Source organism: Deinococcus planocerae, from assembly GCF_002869765.1.
In the GTDB taxonomy this organism is placed as follows: Bacteria; Deinococcota; Deinococci; order Deinococcales; family Deinococcaceae; genus Deinococcus; species Deinococcus planocerae.
In genome coordinates, this window is record NZ_PNOR01000004.1 from 17480 (window position 1) to 38403 (window position 20924).

General features: G+C 69.5%; 19 protein-coding genes, 1 tRNA gene and 1 pseudogene. 11 read left to right on the top strand and 10 right to left on the bottom strand.

Translation table 11 applies throughout. The annotated features are described in order from the left end of the window. Positions 1–61: 61 nt before the first annotated feature. The 3 genes from hflX to A7B18_RS02950 all read right to left on the bottom strand — a co-directional run bounded on the left by hflX (position 62) and on the right by A7B18_RS02950 (position 3165). The gene (gene hflX / locus A7B18_RS02940) at positions 62–1771 is read right to left on the bottom strand and encodes a GTPase HflX (RefSeq protein ID WP_180969994.1); all 1710 of its coding nucleotides are present in this window, start codon (positions 1769–1771) and stop codon (positions 62–64) included. 234 nt (positions 1772–2005) lie between these two features. Continuing rightward, positions 2006–2926 (bottom strand): aminoglycoside phosphotransferase family protein, encoded by a 921-nt coding sequence (locus tag A7B18_RS02945; protein ID WP_245872719.1) that lies wholly within the window; start codon positions 2924–2926, stop codon positions 2006–2008. Between the two features lie 149 nt (positions 2927–3075). Beyond that, positions 3076–3165 (bottom strand) — tRNA-Ser (locus A7B18_RS02950). Between the two features lie 96 nt (positions 3166–3261). Here A7B18_RS02950 and murJ point away from each other — a divergent pair. Next, positions 3262–4845, top strand: a complete 1584-nt coding sequence (gene murJ, locus A7B18_RS02955; RefSeq protein ID WP_102125174.1) for a murein biosynthesis integral membrane protein MurJ — start codon at positions 3262–3264, stop codon at positions 4843–4845. Between the two features lie 370 nt (positions 4846–5215). Here the strand turns inward: murJ and A7B18_RS02960 are convergent, their stop codons facing one another. Next, on the bottom strand, positions 5216–5788 hold the full coding sequence (locus A7B18_RS02960) for a YdcF family protein (protein ID WP_102125175.1): 573 nt from the start codon (positions 5786–5788) through the stop codon (positions 5216–5218). Between the two features lie 134 nt (positions 5789–5922). On the opposite strand from A7B18_RS02960, the gene topA reads away from it, so the two are divergent. From topA to A7B18_RS02980, 4 genes are all read left to right on the top strand, one after another. Next, entirely contained in the window at positions 5923–8871 is a 2949-nt protein-coding gene (gene topA / locus A7B18_RS02965) for a type I DNA topoisomerase (RefSeq protein WP_102125176.1), read from the top strand. Between the two features lies 1 nt (position 8872). Beyond that, entirely contained in the window at positions 8873–9226 is a 354-nt protein-coding gene (locus A7B18_RS02970) for a hypothetical protein (RefSeq protein ID WP_245872720.1), read from the top strand. A gap of 169 nt (positions 9227–9395) precedes the next feature. After that, entirely contained in the window at positions 9396–10610 is a 1215-nt protein-coding gene (gene mqnC / locus A7B18_RS02975; RefSeq protein WP_102125177.1) for a cyclic dehypoxanthinyl futalosine synthase, read from the top strand. Positions 10611–10724: 114 nt separating this feature from the next. After that, entirely contained in the window at positions 10725–11066 is a 342-nt protein-coding gene (locus tag A7B18_RS02980) for a hypothetical protein (RefSeq protein ID WP_102125178.1), read from the top strand. 13 nt (positions 11067–11079) lie between these two features. Here A7B18_RS02980 and A7B18_RS02985 read toward each other — a convergent pair whose 3' ends face one another. Then, positions 11080–11331, bottom strand: coding sequence for a hypothetical protein (locus A7B18_RS02985; RefSeq protein ID WP_102125179.1), 252 nt, complete (start codon positions 11329–11331; stop codon positions 11080–11082). 83 nt (positions 11332–11414) lie between these two features. On the opposite strand from A7B18_RS02985, the gene A7B18_RS02990 reads away from it, so the two are divergent. After that, a complete protein-coding gene (locus tag A7B18_RS02990) occupies positions 11415–11921 on the top strand; it encodes a GNAT family N-acetyltransferase (protein ID WP_102125180.1) in 507 nt (168 codons plus the stop codon). Here the strand turns inward: A7B18_RS02990 and A7B18_RS02995 are convergent. Then, positions 11918–12643, bottom strand: coding sequence for an NUDIX hydrolase N-terminal domain-containing protein (locus A7B18_RS02995; protein ID WP_146009442.1), 726 nt, complete (start codon positions 12641–12643; stop codon positions 11918–11920). The two genes, A7B18_RS02990 and A7B18_RS02995, sit on opposite strands and share 4 nt — an antisense overlap. A gap of 89 nt (positions 12644–12732) precedes the next feature. Between A7B18_RS02995 and A7B18_RS03000 the strand changes: the two genes are divergently transcribed. Continuing rightward, positions 12733–13983 (top strand): glucose-1-phosphate adenylyltransferase family protein, encoded by a 1251-nt coding sequence (locus tag A7B18_RS03000; protein WP_102125182.1) that lies wholly within the window; start codon positions 12733–12735, stop codon positions 13981–13983. Between the two features lie 55 nt (positions 13984–14038). Then, positions 14039–15064, top strand: coding sequence for a tRNA dihydrouridine(20/20a) synthase DusA (gene dusA, locus A7B18_RS03005; protein WP_102125183.1), 1026 nt, complete (start codon positions 14039–14041; stop codon positions 15062–15064). A gap of 3 nt (positions 15065–15067) precedes the next feature. On the opposite strand, the gene A7B18_RS03010 is transcribed toward dusA, so the two are convergent. Both A7B18_RS03010 and A7B18_RS03015 read right to left on the bottom strand, forming a co-directional pair. Then, positions 15068–16321, bottom strand: a complete 1254-nt coding sequence (locus tag A7B18_RS03010) for a TCR/Tet family MFS transporter (RefSeq protein WP_102125184.1) — start codon at positions 16319–16321, stop codon at positions 15068–15070. Positions 16322–16443: 122 nt separating this feature from the next. Next, positions 16444–17493: a M42 family metallopeptidase gene (locus A7B18_RS03015; protein ID WP_102125185.1), complete on the bottom strand. Its 1050-nt coding sequence runs from the start codon at positions 17491–17493 to the stop codon at positions 16444–16446. Positions 17494–17529: 36 nt separating this feature from the next. On the opposite strand from A7B18_RS03015, the gene apaG reads away from it, so the two are divergent. Further along, positions 17530–17940, top strand: a complete 411-nt coding sequence (gene apaG, locus A7B18_RS03020; RefSeq protein WP_102125186.1) for a Co2+/Mg2+ efflux protein ApaG — start codon at positions 17530–17532, stop codon at positions 17938–17940. A 43-nt stretch (positions 17941–17983) separates the two neighbouring features. Here apaG and A7B18_RS22810 read toward each other — a convergent pair whose 3' ends face one another. Next, a complete protein-coding gene (locus tag A7B18_RS22810) occupies positions 17984–18115 on the bottom strand; it encodes a hypothetical protein (protein WP_281260136.1) in 132 nt (43 codons plus the stop codon). Positions 18116–18251: 136 nt separating this feature from the next. Between A7B18_RS22810 and A7B18_RS03025 the strand changes: the two genes are divergently transcribed. Next, a complete protein-coding gene (locus A7B18_RS03025; protein ID WP_102125187.1) occupies positions 18252–19490 on the top strand; it encodes an MFS transporter in 1239 nt (412 codons plus the stop codon). 215 nt (positions 19491–19705) lie between these two features. On the opposite strand, the pseudogene A7B18_RS23065 reads toward A7B18_RS03025, so the two are convergent. Beyond that, a pseudogene (locus A7B18_RS23065) lies at positions 19706–20167 on the bottom strand (SUKH-3 domain-containing protein); the annotation flags it as partial. Here A7B18_RS23065 and A7B18_RS03035 point away from each other — a divergent pair. Further along, positions 20082–20873, top strand: coding sequence for an IS982 family transposase (locus tag A7B18_RS03035; RefSeq protein ID WP_102125188.1), 792 nt, complete (start codon positions 20082–20084; stop codon positions 20871–20873). The pseudogene A7B18_RS23065 and the gene A7B18_RS03035 overlap by 86 nt on opposite strands. The last annotated feature ends 51 nt before the right edge of the window (positions 20874–20924 follow it).

Here is a 20924-nt window from a genome sequence, read left to right on the forward strand (position 1 = left end):
CTTTGCAAGTCTCACCCGGAGGCGAGAGGCGTCATCGGAGGAAAGGGGGAGGCGGGGAGCCTCAGCGGTACTCCGCCGCCCGCACCTGCGCCTCCTCGCGCTGGGCGAGTTCCTGGCGCTGCACCTGACCGATGGCCTCGGCGAGGGCGTCCTTGAGGTCCGTCAGGCCGATGTTCCGCAGGGCGCTCACGGGCACGCCGCTCAGCCGCTCGCGCTCGCGGTCGAGCGCCTCGGGCCCTGCGGCGTCGGCCTTGTTCAGCGCGACGACGGTCGGCATGTCGCGGAAGCCGAGGTCCTCCAGAATCCGGTTCACCGCCTCGTAGCGGGTGTCGGCGCCGGGGCCCGCCGCGTCCACCACGTGCAGGAGCACGTCGGCGTCCCCGATCTCCTCCAGCGTGGCGCGGAAGGCGCGGGAGAGGTCCTTCGGCAGGTCGCGGATGAAGCCCACCGTGTCGGTGAGGACCACCGGGCCCACGCCCTCGATATACCCCTGGCGGCTCGTCGGGCGCAGGGTGGCGAAGAGCTTGTTCTCGGCGAGCACCCGGCGCGGCTCCTCGGCGGCGTGGGTGAAGGCGTTGAGAAGCGTCGACTTGCCCGCGTTGGTGTACCCCACGATGGAGACCACCGGGATGTCGTTGCGGGCGCGGCCCTTGCGGCGCTCCTCGCGGCGGACGGCGACGCTTTCGAGCTGCTTTTCCAGGAAGGAGATGCGGTCGTTGATGCGGCGGCGGTCGAGCTCCAGCTTCGTCTCACCGGGACCGCGCGTGCCGATGGAGCCGCCCGCCGCGCTGCCCGCACTGCCGCCGATGCGCGAGAGTTGGGCCCCCGCGCCGAGCAACCGGGGCTTCATGTACCGGAGCTGCGCGAGTTCGACTTGCAGCCGCGACTCCACCCCCTGCGCGTGCAGGGCGAAGATGTCGAGGATCAGTTGCGTGCGGTCGAGAATCTTGAGCCCGGTCGCCGCTTCGATCTCCCGTGCCTGGGCCGGGCCGAGTTCCTGCCCGAAGATCAACAGGTCCGCGTCGAGGTGGTACGCCCGGCTCGTGAGTTCTTCGAGCTTGCCCGCGCCGACCAGGGTGCCCGCCTTGAGGTGGCGGCGGTAGACGAGTTCCCTGTGCACGACCTCCGCCCCCGCCGTGCGCGCGAGTTCGGCCAGCTCGGAAAGCCGCTCCTCCGCGTCGAACTCGCCCTGGTCGATCTGGACGAGGATGGCGCGCTCGTGGTCCTTTTTCGCCTCGCGGGTGCGCCCGGCGCGGGCCATCTCCTCCTCCAGCGCCGAGACCTGCGCCCCGAGGTCGAAGCTGTCGATCTGGAAGCTCGGCACCGGGTCGAGGATGCGCCAGTCCTCCTCCTCGCCGACTGTGCCGGGCGGGGTGAGGTGCGCGGTGTGGACGAGCCCGGGCTGCCCCTCGTTCCGAACCTCGATGGCGCTCACGGCGTCGAGCCGCCTCAGGAAGAGGGTGGAGAGGTCGCCCTTGCTCAGCCCGCCGCCGCGCGGGTGCGTGTGCAGCAGGTGGAAGCCCGCCAGCCGGTTCTCGCCGAGGCGGAGGTCGGGCAGTTCGGCGCCCTTCGCGTCCGCCACCGACACGCTGATCACGCGCCCGCGTCGGTCGATCAGGACGCTGACCTCACGCCGCACGTCGTCCGAGAGTTCGGCGAGGTTGCGCGCGAGTTCGGGCGAACCCACCCGCCCCGGCTCGATGCGGCGGCGGTAGAGGTTGCCCAGGGACTTCAGTTGCGCCGGGCGCAGGCCCGAGGTGTTGCCATGCACTTTATCGATAGGGAGTCACTTCCTTTTGCGGGTCGTGGGAGGCGGGATGTGGGTTGCCGGACATGCAGGCCGGGCCACCCGGAAAAAGTCCGCGCGGCGGGGCAGGGGAGCGTCCTGACATTGCCCCCAGTTTAGCCGAGTCCGCGCAGGGAAGGTGTGCCTTTACTTAAGAAAGTTGATCACGGTACGCTCAGCTTAGGGGGAGGGGTGGGCGTGGTGCATCCGCCGGGTGGCTTACGCGCCGCGTTCGTGGTCGGACAGCGCCTCGGCGAGGGTGTGCCGGGCAGCGGCCACCATGACGGGGTTGGTGTGGAGGTAGTACGCCACTTCCACCACCGCGACCGAGAGAGCCCAGCCCCGGGCCCGCGCCCAGGTCGCCTCGTCGCAGGACAGGGCGGCGCGGAAGACCTCCCTGGCCTCGGCGTCCAGCATCCTCCAGGCCACGGCCAGTTCGCAGGCGGGGTCGCCGACCTGCAAGGCCCCGAAGTCGATCACGGCGCGGAGGCGACCATGCGCGGCCAGGAGATTCCCGGCCTGAAGGTCCCCGTGAATCCACACGGGCGGGCGGTCCCAGGCGGGGGCGCGGAGGGCGTGCTCCCAGGCGGCGGTGATGGTCCCCGCGTCGAGGTCCCCGGGCAGCCGGGCGATGTGCTCGCGGGTGAAGGCGTCCCGCGTGGCGAGGGGCACGCCCCGGCCAAGCGGTTCGGGAAGGGGTCCGCCCGCCGGGTCGATTCGCTGGAGGGCCAGGATGAACCCGGCGAGGTCCACGGCGGCCTGATTGGGGTCGGCGAGACGTGCGGGTGTGGCGTTCTCACCGGGCAGCCACGTGTAGACGCCCCACGGCCAGGGGTAGCCTTCACCCGGTTCCCCCTTCGCCATCGGCACCGGGAGGGTCAGGGGCAGGAGGGGAGCCAGCCTCGGCAGCCAGCGGAACTCCTTGTCGATCTGCCCGGTCGCCCAGTGGATGCGCGGGAGCCTCACCGCGAGGTCGTCCCCCAGCCGGTAGATCGCGTTGTCCGTTCCCGCCGACTGGACGCGGCTGAGCGGAAGGTCGGCCCAATGCGGGAACTGCGCCGTCAACAGACTGCGCACCAGCGCGGCGCTCGTCTCCACCTCGCCCTCGTGCATCTTCCCGGTGTTTGGAGGCTTCGTCATTCCCACGAAGGGTAAGCGTCGGCGGGGCGCAGGCACATCGGTCAACGTGCCTACGGCCCCCGGGCCATCCGCACAGCCTTCCCGTCGATCCTTCCCCAAAAGCCGCCGCCCCCGACGGGGAGGTCAGGGGCGAGTCGGCGGCTGTGCTTTGGCGAAGAGGGTGGGATTCGAACCCACGGTAGCCTTGCGACTACTTCGGTTTTCGAGACCGACCCATTCAACCACTCTGGCACCTCTCCGCGTGTGGTTGCTACCGGCGCGGGGCCGGTGGGCAGTCGGGAGTGTAGCACGTCCGCCGGGAAGGTGGGGAGGGGGGAGGCGCTACAGTTGACCGCGTGACCGTCCCGCCCGCCGCGCCCGATCCCAACCTCCCGCCGCAGGGCCCGGCCTCGCCCGCTCCGGCTCCGGCCCCTCGCCGCTCGCTGCGGGTAAACACCTTGATCGTGATGGCGGGGACGCTGGGGTCGCGGCTTTCCGGGATCGTGCGGCAGCAGATCATGAACCTCTTCGGGAACACGCTGCTCGACGCCTTTCTGGTCGCGGTACGTATTCCCAACCTGTTGCGGGAACTGCTCGCGGAGGGCGCGCTCGTCAACTCCTTCATCCCGGTGTACAAGACGCTGGACGCCGCCGGGCGCCGGGCGCTCGCCTCGGCCTTTAGCGGCGTGCTCATCGCGGTCAACCTGCTCCTGATGGCGCTGGGCATCCTGGCCGCGCCGTGGATCGTGGACCTGCTGCTGGCGGGGCAGTCCAACGTGGACCGGGCGCTGGCGATCTACATGACGCAACTCGTCATGCCCTTCCTGATGCTGATCAGCCTCGCGTCGGTGGCGATGGGACTGCTCAACGCCGACGAGCACTTCCGCGAGAGTTCTTTCGCGCCCGTCGCCTTCAACCTCGCCTCCATCACCGCCCTGTTGCTGCTCCCCGACACGGCGACATGGCTCGCCTTCGGGTGGCTGATCGGCGGGGTGGCGCAACTTGTCGTGCAGCTTCCGGCCCTGCGGCGGTTCGGGCTCCTGCCCACGCCCGCGCTCGCGCGGCACCCGGCGCTGGGGCGCGTGCTGCGGCAGATGGCCCCCTTCACGCTGACGGCGGGGGCGCGGCAGGTCCTCAACGTCTACGTCACCCGCCTGCTGAGCAACGGGCAACTGTTTCCGGCGGGCACCCAGGCCGGGTACGCCAACGCCGAGGCCCTCTTTACGATGGTCAACGGTCTTTTCGTGGTCTCGCCTGCCCTCGCCCTCTTCCCGCGCTTCTCGCAGCACGCCGCCGAGAAGAACTGGCTGGAGTTTAAAAACCTCACCGTGCAGGCGATCCGCACCACCACCTTCCTCGCCGCGCCGATGAGTGCCTTGCTCGTGGCGCTCGCCCCCTATGCCGTCAGCATCTTCAACCTGCGCCCGGAGTTCGACGCGGCGAGGTTCGCGGCGGGCACGGGCATCCTGCGGGGGTGGGCGCTCGCGCTCGTGCCGTGGGCGGTCGTCACCCTGCTGCTGCGGACCTTCTACGCCCGCGAGCGGGCCCGCGAGGCCGTGACGGTCAGCGCGCTGGGGTTCTTGCTGGAGGTGGCCCTGTACCGCCTGCTCGTGCCCAGGTTCGGGCTGCTGGGCTTCGGGATCAGCACGACGCTGAGCGGTCTGCTGATGTCGGGGGCGCTGATCTTCCTGTACCGGCGTGCTCTGGGCTTTCCCTCGCGGGCGGTCGTCTCGCACCTGATCCGGGTCGTGCCGCTCGCCCTCGTCGCGGGGGGTGTCGCCTGGCTCGTCTCTCGGCTGATGCCCGCTCCGGGGTTCGTCGTGCCGGGGGTGGTTGGGCTGGCGGTGGCGGGTGGGGTCGGGCTGGGGGTGTATCTGGTCGGGGCGCTGGCGTTGCGGATGCCGGAGGTGGCAGGGGTGGTGCGGCGGTTGAGGCGGTAGGGCGGTGGAGGTGGAAGGCGTTACCCCCACCCCCTGCCCCCTTTGGGGGTAGGGGGAGCGGCGCTGCGCTGGGCAAGGACAAAGGGGCGGCGCGGGGGGTCGGGTCTTTCTACACGCAAGGTTTGATTTTGTCGCGTCCCAGCCACTACCCCACCGTCTCGCTGCGCGAGCAAGGCGTGGCCGTGGGCCAGGAGCGTTCAGCCTCTGCCACTGATGGGGCGTTCGGATCGACGTTTTGAAGGAGCAAAAGCTCGCGCTCTTTGCCCCTCCCCCCCTGTGGGGGACTGGTACAGCTCGCACCGCGAGAGGCTGGGAGGGGGGTTGTCGGCGACTCCACCGCCCCTGACTCACCTTCCCGAAGGCCACACCCTTACCTCCCCACCCCCAGCAACGAGTACGCCAAGAGCGCCAGCTTCTCCCGCAGCAGGTAGCGGGGGTCTGGTCGGTCGCTGAGCGGGCTGGGGCTCGCGTTCGCGTTCATGCCGAGGGCGTGCGCCAGGGCCAGGGCGCGCGGTGCGTGGGCCTCGTCGGTCACGAGGGTGACGGGGGTGTGGGGGGGCAGGGACGCGCGGGCATTGCGCAGGTTCTCCACCGTCGTGCGGCTGCGTGTCTCGGCAAGGAGGGCGGCGGACGGCACGCCTTGGCGGTGCAGGTACGTCACGCCGACCTCGCCCTCGCTGTGGGGGTCGCCGGGCTGGCGGCCTCCCGTCACCACGACGGTCTGAATCCCGCCCGCCCGGTAGAGGCTCAGAGCGTGGTCGAGCCTGCGCTGGAAGGCGGGGCTGGGTCTGCCCGCGTACTGGGCGGCGCCGAGGACCACCAGGACGGGGTGGGGCGGCTGGGCGGGGGGCACGCGCGCGCCGGGGGCCAGCAGGAAGGCGGCCACCAGCAGCCCGGAGAGGGCGAGCGGCAGCAGGGGGAGGCCCGAGCCCGTGGCGCGCATCGCGGCGAGCCTAGCACGGAGAAAAGGCGGCTGGGTGGGAAAGAATAGGCTGGGAGGTTTCGGTGACATGCGGCGCCGTACCGTGCGGGGGGCTGTGCTACGCTCCGCGCAAGTTTTTCAGGGGAGCCTTCGTTATGTCCAGAACCCTCGTGATCGTCGAGTCGCCCGCCAAGGCCAAAACCATCGAGAAGTACCTCGGCAGGGGGTACGCGGTGGAGTCCTCCATCGGGCACATCCGCGACCTGCCCAGGAGCGCCGCCGACGTTCCCGAGAAGTACAAGGGCAAGGCCTGGGCCCGGCTCGGCCTCGATGTGGAGGACAACTTCAAGCCCCTCTACGTCGTCTCGCCCGAGAAGCGCCAGCAGGTCGCCAAGCTCCGCAAGTTGGCTTCCGAGGCCGACGAGATCATCCTGGCGACCGACGACGACCGCGAGGGCGAGAGCATCGCGTGGCACCTCTACCAGGAACTCAAGCCCAAGGTGCCCGTCAAGCGGATGGTCTTCCACGAGATCACCAAGGACGCCATCCAGCACGCGATCGCCCACCCCCGCCAGATCGACACCAACCTCGTCGAGGCGCAGGAGGCCCGCCGGGCGCTCGACCGCCTCTACGGCTACGAGGTCAGCCCCGTCCTGTGGAAGAAGGTCGCCCCCAAGCTCAGCGCGGGCCGGGTGCAGTCGGTGGCGACCCGGATGCTCGTCGAGCGCGAGCGCGAGCGGATGCGCTTCGTCAGTGGGACGTGGTGGGACCTGCTCGTGACGGCGGCGACGAGGGGCGGTGAGACTTTCCCCGCCCGCCTCACTGACGTGGAGGGCGTGCGGCTGGCGACGGGCAAGGACTTCGACCCGCTCACCGGCAAGGTGAAGAAGGGGACAGAGGTGCGGCTGCTGGACGAAGCGGCGGCTCGTGCCCTCGCTGACGGCCTGACGGGGCAGACGCTGACCGTCACCTCCGCCGAGGAGAAGCCCTTTACCCAGCGGCCCTACGCGCCCTTCATCACCTCCACCCTTCAGCAGGAGGGAAGCCGCAAGCTGGGCTTCGCCGCCACCCGCACCATGCGCGCGGCGCAGCGGCTGTACGAGCAGGGATACATCACCTATATGCGAACGGACTCGACCAACCTCTCGCAGGAGGCGATCAACGCGGCGAGAACCCAGGTCAAGGCGATGTACGGGCAGCCCTACCTCAGCCCCCAGCCGCGGGTATACGCGAAGAAGGCGAAGAACGCCCAGGAGGCCCACGAGGCGATCCGACCCGCCGGGTCGAGCTTCCGCACGCCCGAGTCCTTGCGCGGCGAGCTGAGCGGCGACGAGTGGCGGCTGTATGACCTGATCTGGAAGCGCACGGTGGCCTCCCAGATGGCGGACGCGCGGGGCCGGAGCCTGCGGGTGCGCCTGGCTGGCAAGGCGACGGGTGGGGAAGAGGTGGGCCTGAGCGCCTCGGGCCGCACCATTGACTTCCCCGGCTTCCTGCGTGCCTACGTCGAGGGCCGCGACGACCCGAACGCCGCATTGGAGGACCGCGAGACGCCTCTGCCCCCGCTCAAGGAGGGCGACCACGTGAATGCCGAGTCCGCCAAGCCGGAAGGCCACGAGACCCAGCCGCCCGCCCGCTACACCGAGGCTTCACTGGTGCAGACGCTGGAGGGGGCCGGTATAGGTCGCCCCTCCACCTACGCGAGCATCCTCGGCACCATTCAGGAGCGCGGGTACGCGGTCAAGAAGGGGCAGGCGCTTGTGCCCACCTGGACGGCCTTTGCCACGTCCGCGCTGCTGGAGCACCACTTCGGGCGGCTGGTGGACTACGACTTCACGGCGCGGATGGAGGAAGACCTCGACGACATCGCGGGGGGGCGGGCGCAGCGGGTGCCGTACCTGCGCCGCTTCTACCTGGGCGAGAACGGGGAGGGGATGGCGCTGCGGCCCCTGATCGACTCCAAGATGGGCGAGATCGACGCGCGGGGCATCGCCACCATCCATGTTCCCAAGCTCGACGGCTCGGGCATCGAGGTGCGGGTGGGCCGCTACGGGCCGTACATGCAGCGGGGCGAGGAGAAGACCAACCTTCCCGACGACCTCGCGCCGGACGAGTTGACTGCCGAAAAGGCCGCCGAACTCATGAGCCGCCCGACCGGCGACCGGGTGATCGGGACAGACGAGGCGACCGGGCATCCCGTGGTTGCGCGTGCGGGTCGCTATGGGCCTTACGTCACGCTAGGCGACGGCAACCCGCCCATTCGCTCGGCGAGTCTGTTTCCTGGCGACGACCTAGGCACGATCACCGTAGAGCGGGCCCTGCGCCTCCTGAGCCTCCCGCGCCTCGTGGGCGTCTCTGAGGGGGAGGAAATCTGGGCGCAGAACGGCAAGTTCGGGCCGTATCTCAAGCGCGGCAACGACAGCCGCAGCCTCGCCGCCCACGAGCAACTGTTCACCGTGTCGCTGCCCGAGGCCGAGGCCCTTTTCATGCAGCCGCGCTTCCGGGCGAGGGGTGCCGCCGCCGGTCCCCTGAAGACCTTCGAGTACGAGGGCCGCGCCCCCGTCCAGCTCAAGTCGGGCCGCTACGGGCCTTACCTGACGGACGGCGAGCGCAACGCGACCCTGCGCAAGGGGGAGGAGGAAGGCAACCTCACCGCCGAGCGTGCCCTGGAGATTCTGGAGGAGCGCGGCAAGGAACCCAAGAGCAAGGCGGGGAAACCGGGCCGCAGGACGGCGACCGCGAAGGCCAGCGGGACGAAGGCGAGCGGTGCGAAGTCCACGGCCCGCAAGAGTACGGCGGCCCGAACCGCAGCGCCGAAGACTCCTGCCCGGAAAGCCCCCGCGAGCAAGACCAGCACGAGGAAACCCGCTGCGAAGGCCACTCCAACCCGGGCCAAGGCTCCCGCCAAGACCGCCCTCACCTGGGCCGACCTCAAGCCGCACCTCGGCGTGCTGAGCGAGCAGGAACGCGCCCTCGTCACCGCCACCCGCGACCAGGGCCGCAAGGTGGAGGAGGTCGCCCTCACCCTCGGCCTCGACGTGAAGAAGGCGAAGGGTATGGCGCTCCAGGCGAGCAAGAAGCTCAATCAGGCGGCGCGCGGGGAGTAGCTTGCCAGGACGCCTGCCCCTCCAGCGCAGGCCCCCGCCCCAGACCCTGCACCTCGCGCGGCTGGCGCAGGGCACGCCGGGCGAGTGGGTGGCGCTGCCGGGCGGCCTCCTGCGGGTCCTCGCGCTGGGGGGCAAGGTGGACGGCCCCGCGGCGGCGGGCTGGCTGACCTGCCTGACAGGCGAGGCCATCCTCGACCTGCCGGAGCGCGAGTTCGTCCGCCTGCGCCCTGCCGAGACCTACCGGGTCACGCCGGGGGAGCCGTGGACCGCGCTGCCCGTGCGGGAGGGAACAGTGCTCCTCCTCGCGCCGGACGGGGAGCCAGAGCGTTTGACGAAAGAAGAGTTGTCACCCTGAGCGGAGCGAAGGGTCTCGCCTACAGCTTAGAGTTGTTTCGCTCCGCCCCGCTGCGCAGCCTTGCAAGTCAGCATGACCTCGTTGGTTGTGTCCAACAAGTCAATACCGCTCCCCCTGAATCGCGCCTTCCGGGACGCTTGCCGCCCCCTCCCGGTGCTAGCGTGACCCCATGACCTCCGGTGCCGAGCCCCTCCAGAAGGCCGCCTCCGGCGAGCGCCTGAACGCCGCCGAGATCGAGGCGCTGTACCACCTCCCGCTGCCCGAGGTGGCCGCCGTCGCCCACGGGCTGCGTCTGGAGCGGCGCGACCCCGACGTGGTGACTTTCCTGATCGACCGGAACATCAACTACACCAACGTCTGCAATGTGGGCTGCAACTTCTGCGCCTTCTACCGCACCCGCCGCCAAAAGGACAGCTACACCCTCGATTACGAGGAGATCAGCGCCAAGATCAGGGACCTGGAGGCGGTCGGCGGCACCCGCATCCTCCTCCAGGGGGGCGTGAACCCCGAGTTGGGGCTGGACTACTACACGGGGCTGCTGCGGCACGTCAAGGCGCACCACCCCACCATCCGCATCGACGCCTTCTCGCCGGAGGAGGTTCTCTTCATGGAGAAGACCTTCGGGCTGAGCCTCGACTCGCTCCTCAACACCCTGATCGAGGCGGGACTTGACGGCCTGCCGGGCGCGGGCGGCGAGATTCTGGAGGACGAGGTGCGTCAGGGAGCGGCCCCCGCGCGCATCCGCTCGGATGACTGGTTCCGCATCATCGACGCGGCGCAGCGCAAGGGGCTCTACACGATCTCGACGATGGTGATCGGCTTCGGGGAAACGTACGCCCAGCGCGCGGCCCACCTCCTCAAGATCCGGGAGCAGCAGGACCGGGCGAACGCGCTTTACGGGGGCAACGGCTTTTCGGGCTTCGCCATGTGGACCCTCCAGACCGAGCACACGCGCCTCCACGGTAAGGCGCCCGGCGCGACCGCCCACGAGTACCTCCAGCAGCTCGCGGTGGCGCGCATCGCCCTCGACAACATCCCCAACATCCAGGCCTCGTGGCCCGCGCAGGGCTTCAAGGTGGCGCAGGCGGCGTTGTATTACGGGGCGAACGACCTCGGAAGCACCATGCTGGAGGAGAACGTGGTCTCGGCGGCGGGCGGGCACGGGCGGCACAGCGCCACCGTGCGCGAACTCGTCCGCATCGCTGTGGACGCCGGGTACACCCCCGCCATCCGCAACAGCCGCTTTAGAATCATCGCCTGGCCGGATGCGGACGCCCTCCTGAACCGCGCGGAGACGAACCCGGAGGCGGAGCGGGCCGTCGGAGCGGTAGGGCAGGTGGAGGAAGCGGGGCAGTTCCCCGCCCAGCCTTTACCTTTAAGGTGAAGTAGTTAACAATGGGTGCATGTGCTGTGGGTTGACCGGGCGTTTCCTCCCGCTGATGAACGGAGGAGGGGAGGACCCGGCCAGACGGGTGTCGTCTTTCTCGGGGGAGGGCCTTTGCTCGCGTTCGTAATTTGCGAGGCCCTGGACGGTAAGGCGTGGCAGGCGGAGGCACGGTTTCTGGTGCGCTCGGCCCGCGACCTGCGGGCGCTGCTCGCCTCGGCGGGGCTGGGCGACCGGGGTCACGAGCCCGACGTGAGCGTGACCGTGCGGGGTGACCTGCTCATGGAAGACCGCCGGGTCAGCGGGCGCACGGTGCTGACCACGGAGGAGGTCGTCCGGCTCGCGGAGATGGCGGAGCCGAACGAGCGGGCCCAGCTCCTGGCCTGGCACGCCTTCGCGCAGACGCTGGAGGACGCCGGACGCCCCGCGCGGCTGATCTTCTGGTTCGTGGGGTGAGGGGAGAGGGGACCTACGCCGCCCCGTCCATCCGCTCATCCACCCGCGCCCGATGTTCGAGGTCGTCCAGCGCCTGCTCGTAGAGGTCCTGGCCGAGGGAGGGCACGACGGCGAGAAAGGTCGCGGCCTCCTCCAGGGTGGCGTGGAGGCTGTCGTGGTGCCAGCCCGGCCCCTCGGCGATCAGGCGCACCCCGCCGGGCGCGAGGAGAAAGCGCACGCGTCCCTGACCCGTCCGCGTGTCGCTGAAGTGCCGGGCCGTGTTCATGTCCCCAGCTTAGAAAGCGGGCGTGAGCCCCACATCGACCAAAATGATGAGGCGTTCAGGGTGGGGGCGGGCATCATGGGTCCGTGAGTTCCCTCCCTCCCGTCGCCGTGCAGCCCGTCTCCGGGGCAACCCGTTCCGCCGTCCTGGCCCTGCGCGTTCACCCCCGGCAGGCGGTCTTCAGCGGCGAGATGCCGGAGTTGCTCGCCCAGGCCGAGGCCGACCCCCGCAGCGTGGCGATGTGTGTTCTCGAAGGTGGGGAGGTGGTCGGGTACTTTCGCCTGGACCCCACCCCCGGCGCCGTCGCCCGGCGGGACTTCGGGCCGGGCAGCGTGGGGGTACGTGCCTTTTTCATCGACCGGGAGCGGCAGGGGCGGGGGCTCGGCACGGCGGCCATGCTCGCCCTTGCCGCGTGGCTGCGCGAACACCGTCCCGAGGTGCGGCGCGTGATCCTGACGGTGAACTTTAAAAACCCCGCCGCCACCCGCGCCTACCGCGAGGCGGGCTTCGTGATCCGGGGGGCGCCGTACCTGGGCGGAAGTGTGGGGCCGCAGCACGTGATGGAATTGGAGCTGGGGGAGCTGGGGCGCTAACCCCGCAACAGGGCCCCCAGGCTCGTCCGCATGAGGAGCCGCACGAACCTCACGCGGAGGGATTGATGCGGGGAGCGCGGCGTGCCACCGGGGTGGGCCTGCGCGTGCAACTCGCGGGAGGGCTCGGGGTCGAAGGAGGGCGTACCTGACGCCAGCGCCGACTGCGCCACCCGCAGCGATGAGGCGTGCCCGGGGTGGAGTTCCGGCAGGGCGTCCCAGGCGTGCCAGCCCACCTCGCGTGCCTCCAGGGTGGGCCGGGGCTCGCCCTCCGCCTCCATATCGAAAATGGCCGTGACGATATGGAGGCCGTGCCGAGCACCCGAGTACCGCGCGTCGAGCAGCCCGAGGAGACGATTCGCCCGTCCCCGCAGCCCCACCTCCTCGAACAACTCACGTTCGGCTGCCCCGGCTACGGTCTCCCCAACGTCCGCCAGGCCGCCGGGCAGGCCCCACAATCCGCTGTCCGCGCGGCGCATCAGCAGCACCCGGTCCCCCCGCGTGACTACCGCCTCCACGCCGAGCAGCGGCGACACGTGGGCGAGGTTCCTGAGGTATGCGTCCCTGACCTCGTTCAGACGGGCGGGGCTGTCCTGCGCGGCCAGCTCGGCGCTCAGCATCAGCACGCGGCGGTAACGGTCCAGGTCGTAGGGGTCGCGGACGTAGGAGAGGCCCAGGAGCGCCAGGGCGCGCAGCTCGTCGGCGATGAGATGAGGGTGGGTCACCCGGCCATCTTGGCCCTCTCCTTGCTCATGAAGCGGCGTGCAGGGGCGCCTCACGGCTCTGGACCTTTCCCCCCCCAGACTCTTGGGCGATGAGCACCCGGATCGCCGGTCAGAAAGTTCTCGCCATCGTCCTCGCGGGGGGCAAGGGCAGTCGCCTTGCGCCGCTGACGACCGAGCGGGCCAAACCCGCCGTGCCCTTTCTGGGCACCTATCGCCTGATCGACTTCACCCTCTCCAACCTCGTGCACAGCGGCGTGCAGGACGTGTGGGTGATCGAGCAGTACCTCCCGCACGGCCTCAACGACCACCTCTCGGGCGGGCGCCCCTGGGACCTCGACCGCACCCGGGGCGGCCTGGTGGTGATGCCCCCCTTCTCCAGCCCCGAGAACGAGGACGGCGAGTTCGCCCAGGGCAACGCCCACGCCCTCGCCCAGCACGCGGCCCTGATCCGCGAGTTCGGCCCCGACGTGGTGCTGGTGCTCAGCGCCGACCACATCTACAAGTTCGACTATTCGGACCTCATCCGCGCCCACGCCCGGCACGGCGCGAGCGTCACGATGGTCACCACCGAGGTCGAGCCCGAGCAGGCCACCCGCTTCGGCAACGTGCGGGCGGGGGAGGACGGGCGGGTCACCGAGTTCGCCTACAAGCCCGACGAGCCGCTGGGGGGGACGGTCACCGCCGAAATCTTCGCCTACGACGCCGGGGTGCTCCTCGACACCCTGGAGGAACTGGAACGGCAGGGTGACCTGGGGGACTACGGCGAGGAGTTGCTGCCCGCCCTCGTCGCGCGGGGAGACGCCTACGCGGTCCCGCTGGAGGGGTACTGGATGGACGTGGGCACCCTCGACGCCTACCTCCAGACCCACCGCGACTTTCTCGACGGCCTCGGTTTTCCCCTCGACACCCGGGACTGGCCCTTCATCACCAGCAGCATCTCGCGCCCGCCCGCCCGGATCGAGGGCACGGCCCGCCTCGACGACGCCTTCGTCTGCGGCGGCGCCGTGATCGCGGGCGAGGTGGTGGGCAGCGTGGTGGGTCCCAACGCCGTCGTGGAAGCGGGGGCCGTCGTCCTCGACAGCATCGTGCAGCCGGGGGCGGTCGTGCGCGCGGGGGCTAGGGTCAGCCGCGCCATCATCGACCTGCACGCGACGGTCGGGGAGGGGGCCGAGGTCGGTGCCCGGGAGGGTGACCCCACCGTGGTCGGCGCCCACGCCACCGTGGAGGCCGGGGCGAGGGTCGGCGGCGGCTTGATCGTCGAGCCGCGCGAAACCGTGCGTGCCGGGCAGGAGGAGGAGGTCGTGTCCTCGGCGAAGAGGGACGCCCGGGCGGGGAAGTGACCTCCACCCCGGCCACCTTTGCGCCGTCCCCTTCCGGGTAGACTGCCCGGCTGAGATGAGCGCCGCCCCCCGCCCCCCCCACACCCTGTCGGTCGCCCCGATGATGGACTGGACGGACCGGCACTGCCGCGCCTTCCACCGCACCCTGACCCGCCGCACCCTGCTCTACACCGAGATGGTGACAACGGGCGCGATCCTGCACGGCGACCGGGAGCGGCACCTGGGCTTCGGGGAGGCCGAGCACCCGGTGGCGCTCCAGCTTGGCGGCTCCGACCCCGCCGCCCTCGCCGAGTCTGCCCGTATCGCCGAGGACCGGGGCTACGACGAGGTGAACCTCAACTGCGGCTGCCCCAGCGACCGGGTGCAAAGCGGGAGTTTCGGTGCCTGCCTGATGGGCACGCCCGACGTGGTGGCCCGTGGCGTCGAGGCGATGCGCGGCGCGACCACCCTCCCCGTCACGGTCAAACACCGCATCGGCATCGACGACCTCGACAGCTACGAACACCTGACCCGCTTTGTTTCCACGGTCGCCGGGGCAGGCTGCGAGACCTTCGTCGTCCACGCGCGCAAGGCGTGGCTCTCGGGCCTGTCGCCGAAGGAGAACCGGGAGATTCCGCCCCTCAGGTACGAGGTCGTGCGGCGAATGAAAGAGGACTTCCCGGGGCTGACCGTCGTGCTCAACGGCGGCGTGTTGAGCCTCGAAGCCGCCTGGGATCATCTCGCCTGGGCCGACGGCGTGATGATCGGGCGGGCGGCCTACCAGGACCCGTACATCCTCGCCACCGCCGACCGGGACGTGTTCGGGGAGGCCATGACGCCGCCCACCCGGCGCGAGGTCGTCGAAGCCTTCCTGCCCTACGTCGCGGCTCAGTTGGAGGCGGGGCAACCCCTTAACCGAATGATGCGCCACACCCTCGGCCTCTTCGCAGGCCAACCCGGCGCCCGCCACTGGAAGCGGACGCTGAGCGAGCAGGGCCACCGCCCCGGCGCGGGGTTGGAGGTCGTGCGTGAGGCGCTGGCGGAGGTGCCGGAGAGCGTGCTGGACGCTCGACCAGGGGTGGGGGAGGCTCAGCCCGCCTGACCTCTACTCCTGAAGCCGCACCGGAGCCGGATTCTTCCCCGCCCGCCGCAGCACTACGCCCGCGACGAGGGTGCCCAGCAGGCTGAACACGGCGGAGAGGTAAAAGGCCGCGCCGGGCTCGTTGAAGGTGTTGCCGGGCCTCGTGAAGTAGGCAAAAACGCTCGTGGCGAGGATCGGGCCGACGATCCCCACGAGGCTGTTCACGCTCGTCAGCGCCCCCTGCACTCGGCCCTGCTCGCTGGGATCGACCGTGCGGCTGATCAGGCCCTGGATGGCCGGACCCGCGATGCCTGCAAGCGCCCCGAGCAGGATGGAGGCGTAGAGCGTCGCGTCCGTGCGCGCCGCCCCCAGCAGCACGTACTGCCCGACGCCGAGCAGGAGACCGGTGATGATCGCGCCCCGCTCCCCCAGCACCCGCATCGCCGTCCCGACGAGCCCCGCCTGCACGATGGCGGAGAGCAGGCCGATGACGGCGAGCGCCACCCCGTTGTCCCGGGGCGTCCACCCCAGCACCCGCTCGGTGAAGAGGACCCAGGTGCTAAAAATGGCCTGCTGCGCCAGCCCGATCAGGATGAAGGCGGCGGCGAGGTTGCGCACCAGCGGGTAGCGCCCCAGCACCGTCAGCGGCGCGAGGGGGTTGAGCACGCCCCGGCCCGGACGGCCCCCGCGGTTCTCCGGCGCCAGCGACTCCGGCAGGACGAAGAAGCCGTACAGGGCGTTCAGGAGCGCCAGCCCCGCCGCCACCAGAAAGGGCAGCCGCAGGTCGATGTCCCCCAGCACCCCGCCCAGCGCCGGGCCCAGGATGAAGCCCACCCCGAAGGTCGCCCCCAGCAGCCCGAAGGAACGCGCCCGGTTCTCGGGGGGCGTCACGTCCGCCAGGTAGGCGTTCGCCACGGTGATGCTCGCCCCCGTCATCCCCGCGATGATCCGGCCCAGCAAAAGCCACCACAGGTTCGGCGCGAGCGAGAGGAGGATGTAGTCGAGGCCCATTCCCGTCAGGCTCGCCAGCAGGACCGGGCGGCGCCCGTAGCGGTCGGATAAGGCCCCCAGGATCGGCGCGAACACGAACTGCATCAGGGCGTAGACGGCGGTGAAGAGGCCGACGAACTGCGCCCCGGAAGTATCCGACCCGGCCAACTGGGTCACCAGGGGCGGAAAGACCGGGATGATCAGCCCCAGCCCCATCACGTCGAGCAGCACGGTGAGCAGGATGAACACGAGCGCGGCGGGACGGCGGGAGGCGGGGGGAGCGCGCATCCGGGCAGTCTACGGCGGAGGCCGGGAGGGGCGGTAAGCCATTTGAGCGAGGCGTGTCTTGAGCTTGGGCACAGAGAAGGGCCGCCGAGGCACCCTCACCCCGGCCACCCTCCCGTCCGGCCTCAGCGCGTGAAGTCCGGCTCGGCCTCCAGCCCGCGAATCCACGCCGCGATCAGATCGATGCACGCCTTCACGTCCCGCGCGTCCACCATCTCGTTGGGCGAGTGCATGTAGCGGGCGGGGGCGCTCACCACCGCGCTCGGCACGCCCGCCCGCGCGAGGCTGAGGGCGTCGCCGTCGGTGGCCGTGGAGTGCGGGTTGGCGCTGAGGGTGTAGGGGATGCCCTCCGCCTGCGCCGCGGCGATCATCTGCCGCCGGATGACCGGGCTCGTCCGCGCGCTCACGCTGAGGTTCGCACCCGAGCCGAAGGGCTTCACGCCGCTCCGTTTCTCGCTCACGCCGGGCTGCTTCGTCTCGTGGGTGAGGTCCACAGCGACCCCGGCGACGGGGTTCAGGCGGTAGCCGCTCACCTGCGCCCCGAAGAGACCGATCTCCTCCTGGCTCGTGCCCACGGCGACGACGCGGTGCCTCAGCTCCGTCCCGGCAAGGGCCCGCAGCGCCTCCAGCACGATGAAGGCCCCCACCCGGTTGTCGAGCGCCCGGCCCACGATTCGCTCGCCCACCAGGACCGGCCCCTGGTCGATCACGCCGACGGTGCCGACCGGGATGCGGGCCTGCGCCTCCTCCCTGCTCAGGCCCACGTCGAGCCACAGGTCCTCCATCTTGCTCGCCTGCTTGCGCTCCTCGGGCTCCATCAGGTGAATCGCCTTCTTGCCCACCACGCCGGTCAGGTCCCCCTCCGGCGCGAGGAGGCGGATGCGCTGGCCCACCAGAACCTGCGGGTCCCAGCCGCCGACGCCGACCACGCTGAGCAGGCCCTCGTCGCCCACGTAGCTCACCATCAGGCCGATCTCGTCGAGGTGGCCCATCAGGGCAATCGTGGGCGCATCCTCCGGTCCCAGCTCGGCGTACACGTTGCCGAAATGGTCTTCCGACACCCGGGCGAAGGTCTGCGCCTCCCGCTTCCACACGTCCGCCGCCCGGCGCTCGGAGCCGCTGGGCCCGGCCTCGCGGAGCAGGGCGAAGAGGAAATCCTGATTGATTTCAACCATGCGGGGAAGTCTACGCCACGCGGCTATGCTGCCCGCATGACCCATCCCCCCAGACCGGACGCCGACCCGGCGAGCCTCACGCCCGACGTGCGGGTCACTGTGGAGGTGCAGCACTTTCCGTCCCACTCGACCCCAGAACGTCAGGTCTTCGCCTACGTCATCCGCATCGAGAACCACAGCGGCGAGACGTGGCAACTCCTCGCCCGCCACTGGGACATCGTGGACGCCTCTGGCCGCGAGACGGTCGTGGACGGCGAGGGCGTGGTCGGCCAGCAGCCCCTGATCGCGCCGGGCGGCGTCTTCGTGTACGACTCCTTCGTGACCGTGCAGGACACGCCGGGACGCATGGGCGGCCACTACGTCATGCAGGACGCCTGGGGAGAGAGGGCGCGCGTGCCCATCCCGCCCTTCGTGTTGGAGGTGCCGGGGGAAAGGACGCTGAATTAGGAGGAGGTTTTGGGGGCGACTGTGGTGATGTGTGAATACAGCGTCAGCGGTCGGCGGGCGGCATATCGCACGCGATGAGCGACCACGGGCACTCCCAGCGGGCCGGGTTGGTCGAGAACCCGCAAGAGGAAAGCAGGAGAGCCAGAACGCCGAAGGCCAGAACGCGCCGCTTCATGGGAGCATCCTGGCAGGCGAACTCTTACTGAACTCTGCTTTCCTCACGCCTGCGGCACCTCCAGAGGGGGCGGAAGTGCCGGGGGAGCGGACGCTGAATAAGATGCCTGCTCGGCGAGAGCACGCTAGGCTCAGCCATGCGGGCGTGGCGGGCGGGACCGACCTTCCGGCGGCTGTGGCTGGCGAGCACGAGCGCGAATATCGGGGACGGCATCGGCAGGGCGGCGCTGCCGCTGCTCGTCGCGTCGGTCTCCCGCGACCCCATCGTCGTCGCCAGCCTCTCCGCTTTCGCCGCGCTGCCCGGCTTGGTATTCACGCTTCCCTTCGGCGCTCTGATCGACCGTCTCGACCGCCGCACCCTGCTCGTGCTCGCGCACATGTCACGCGGCTTGCTGCTCGGTCTGCTCGCCCTCGCCGTCTTGACGGGGCACCTTCACGTGGCCCTGCTGTACGGGGTCGCCTTCGTCCTCGGCACGGCGGAAACGCTGGCGGACGGGACCGCCGAGACCCTGGTGCCGTCGCTCGTCGGCAGTGATCACTTGGAGGACGCTGGCGGCGCGCTGTACGCCACGAGCGTGACGAGCAACGAGTTCGTCGGCCCACCGCTGGGGGGGCTGCTGTTCGCCGCCTTTCCCGGCCTGCCGTTTCTCGTGAATGCGCTGAGCTTTCTCGGGAGCACGGCCCTGATCTCGACCCTGCCCAGTCGCCCCGCGCGGCGGGGAGTGATGCGCGAATCATGGTGGCGCGAGGTCGTGGAGGGCCTGAGGTGGCTGTGGTCGCACGCGCTGCTGCGCTCCGTGGCGCTGCTGATGGCCCTCACGACGCTGCTCGACGCGGCAGTGTTCGCGCTGTTCGTCCTCTTTGCAACGGCGCTCCCCGGCGTCGGTCCGGTGGGCTACGGCCTGCTGCTCACGGCGGGCGCGGTCGGGCACATCCTCGGCAGCCTGCTGTCGCCGTCTTTCTCACGGCGCTTCGGGGCGGGGCGGACCGTGCTCGGCTCGGTGTTCGTCCTGGGGCTCGTGTACCTCGGCTTGAGCCTCCTTCACGCGCCGCCGCTGCTGGCCGCGTTGTTGGTGATCGACGGCCTCAACCTGGGCTTGTCGGGGGTCGTGAAGGTGGCGTTGCGTCAGCGGCTCGTGCCCTCGGAACTTCGCGGGAGAGTGGGCGGGGCGTACCGATTCATCGTCGCCGGTGCGGCCCCGCTCGGCGCGTTGCTGGGAGGGGTGCTCGGCCAGACCCTGGGCTTGCGCGGGACTTTTGCGATGGCGGGTGGGCTGGCCCTCGTGGTGGCGGTGCTGTTCGTGGACCGCGTGAACAACCGGGCGGTGGCCTGCGCCCAGGAGCGGGTGGACGGACAGACATCTGCTTCCGCGTGAGTGCCGGCGGTGGGTGTGGGTGCCTGTTCCCCCTTCGTGCTGGAAGTGGTGGGGGAGCGGACGTTAAGTTGAGAGACGGTAGGCTGCACGGGAAATGTTTTACCTCTCAAGAAAGTATTTTGGATGAATTTCGTGACTTTCAAAGAAAAGCCGGTGGAGGATTCATTGAAGTCTCCTTCCAAGACCCTCACCCACTTGCCGTCAAGGGAATACAGTAGCTTTCCACTCTCGTCTATATACAAGGTAAGAAGCTGATCTAAAATTCCTACTGGTATAATACGGGAGCCCCACCGCATCTCCCACCTTGAGATGTAGTCCCGGGTATCATCAGCGTATAAACAATTGAACAAAATAGAGTGTTTTATGAATGGGTGACAGAGCATGGGAAGTTGGTCGAAATTTAATAGGAAGACTTCTGCTATTCCAAAAATCGTCCAACCGCTTTTTCTGAAATATGCACGCTGTCTCGACAAGTCAACTTTTCGTTCGGGGGTCCATCCATTTTTTCTCAAAGCATGGAGTACATCTGGATGACTTACCGCGAATAGGGGTTGACGGGGAGGGGACAAAAATGCGAAAGGGACGGTGCTTATGGGCCGTCCCGACCTCAGTGTACTCCCGATCCCCGACGCTTTTCGACACCTCGCGGCGTGGCTGAGCCCGCAGATGCCGCCCAAACTCGTCCACGCTCACGAGAAAATAAGCGATGGCGAGTTGGTCGCAGTCGCCCTCCTTCAGCGGCTGCACAAGGTGCCGTACTTCAGCCGCTGGTGGCGGCTGGTCAAGCTCAACCCCTTCCCTCACTTCCCCTCGGAGGTACAGGCCAGGGTGAGGCTGAAACGACTCCTGCCCGTGATCGAGGGCTTGGCGAGCGAAGTCCAGAGGCTGGACTTCGCGGTCATCGACTCCGAACCTCTCCCGGTCTGCACCTTCAAACGCGCGCCCCGCTGCAAGTTCAAGGGCGCACGACACGGCTTCAGTACCTCCGGCATGGTGTATGGCTTCAAGCTCCATGCCTGGACAGCCCTGAACGGCAAAGTCGTCAAATACGATCTGCGCCCGGCCAACGAGCACGATTTCACCGTGGGCTGCGCGATGAACCACGACTGGCCCGCCTATGGCGGGCCAAAACTCATCGGGGATAAGGGCTACCAGTCGGGCACCTACCTCACCCCACCCAAGAAGAACGCCAAACAACCGGACCCGCGTTGGAAGGCGGAAGACGGGGCGGCACGCAAAATCGTTGAGTCGGCGTTCTCCGCCCTGGTGACCATGGGACTGCGCTGGGGGCAGGTCAAGACGCTCGTCACCTTGCGGCTCAAAGTGGCGCTCATCGTCCTGGCCTACAACCTCAAATTCCGCGACCTCAGCCCCTTAGCCTGAAACCTCCCCACCAGCAACCCCTATTCGCGGTGACTTACAGGCGGAAGCAGC

Excerpts from the sequence above, each read along its gene's own strand:
- A7B18_RS02945 (WP_245872719.1), bottom strand. The coding sequence starts at position 2,926 with ATGACGAAGCCTCCAAACACCGGGAAGATGCACGAGGGCGAGGTGGAG.
- A7B18_RS02960 (WP_102125175.1), bottom strand. The coding sequence starts at position 5,788 with ATGCGCGCCACGGGCTCGGGCCTCCCCCTGCTGCCGCTCGCCCTCTCC.
- topA (WP_102125176.1), top strand. The coding sequence starts at position 5,923 with ATGTCCAGAACCCTCGTGATCGTCGAGTCGCCCGCCAAGGCCAAAACC.
- mqnC (WP_102125177.1), top strand. The coding sequence starts at position 9,396 with ATGACCTCCGGTGCCGAGCCCCTCCAGAAGGCCGCCTCCGGCGAGCGC.
- A7B18_RS02985 (WP_102125179.1), bottom strand. The coding sequence starts at position 11,331 with ATGAACACGGCCCGGCACTTCAGCGACACGCGGACGGGTCAGGGACGC.
- A7B18_RS03000 (WP_102125182.1), top strand. The coding sequence starts at position 12,733 with ATGAGCACCCGGATCGCCGGTCAGAAAGTTCTCGCCATCGTCCTCGCG.
- dusA (WP_102125183.1), top strand. The coding sequence starts at position 14,039 with ATGAGCGCCGCCCCCCGCCCCCCCCACACCCTGTCGGTCGCCCCGATG.
- A7B18_RS03010 (WP_102125184.1), bottom strand. The coding sequence starts at position 16,321 with ATGCGCGCTCCCCCCGCCTCCCGCCGTCCCGCCGCGCTCGTGTTCATC.
- A7B18_RS03015 (WP_102125185.1), bottom strand. The coding sequence starts at position 17,493 with ATGGTTGAAATCAATCAGGATTTCCTCTTCGCCCTGCTCCGCGAGGCC.
- apaG (WP_102125186.1), top strand. The coding sequence starts at position 17,530 with ATGACCCATCCCCCCAGACCGGACGCCGACCCGGCGAGCCTCACGCCC.
- A7B18_RS22810 (WP_281260136.1), bottom strand. The coding sequence starts at position 18,115 with ATGAAGCGGCGCGTTCTGGCCTTCGGCGTTCTGGCTCTCCTGCTTTCC.
- A7B18_RS03025 (WP_102125187.1), top strand. The coding sequence starts at position 18,252 with ATGCGGGCGTGGCGGGCGGGACCGACCTTCCGGCGGCTGTGGCTGGCG.
- A7B18_RS03035 (WP_102125188.1), top strand. The coding sequence starts at position 20,082 with ATGGGCCGTCCCGACCTCAGTGTACTCCCGATCCCCGACGCTTTTCGA.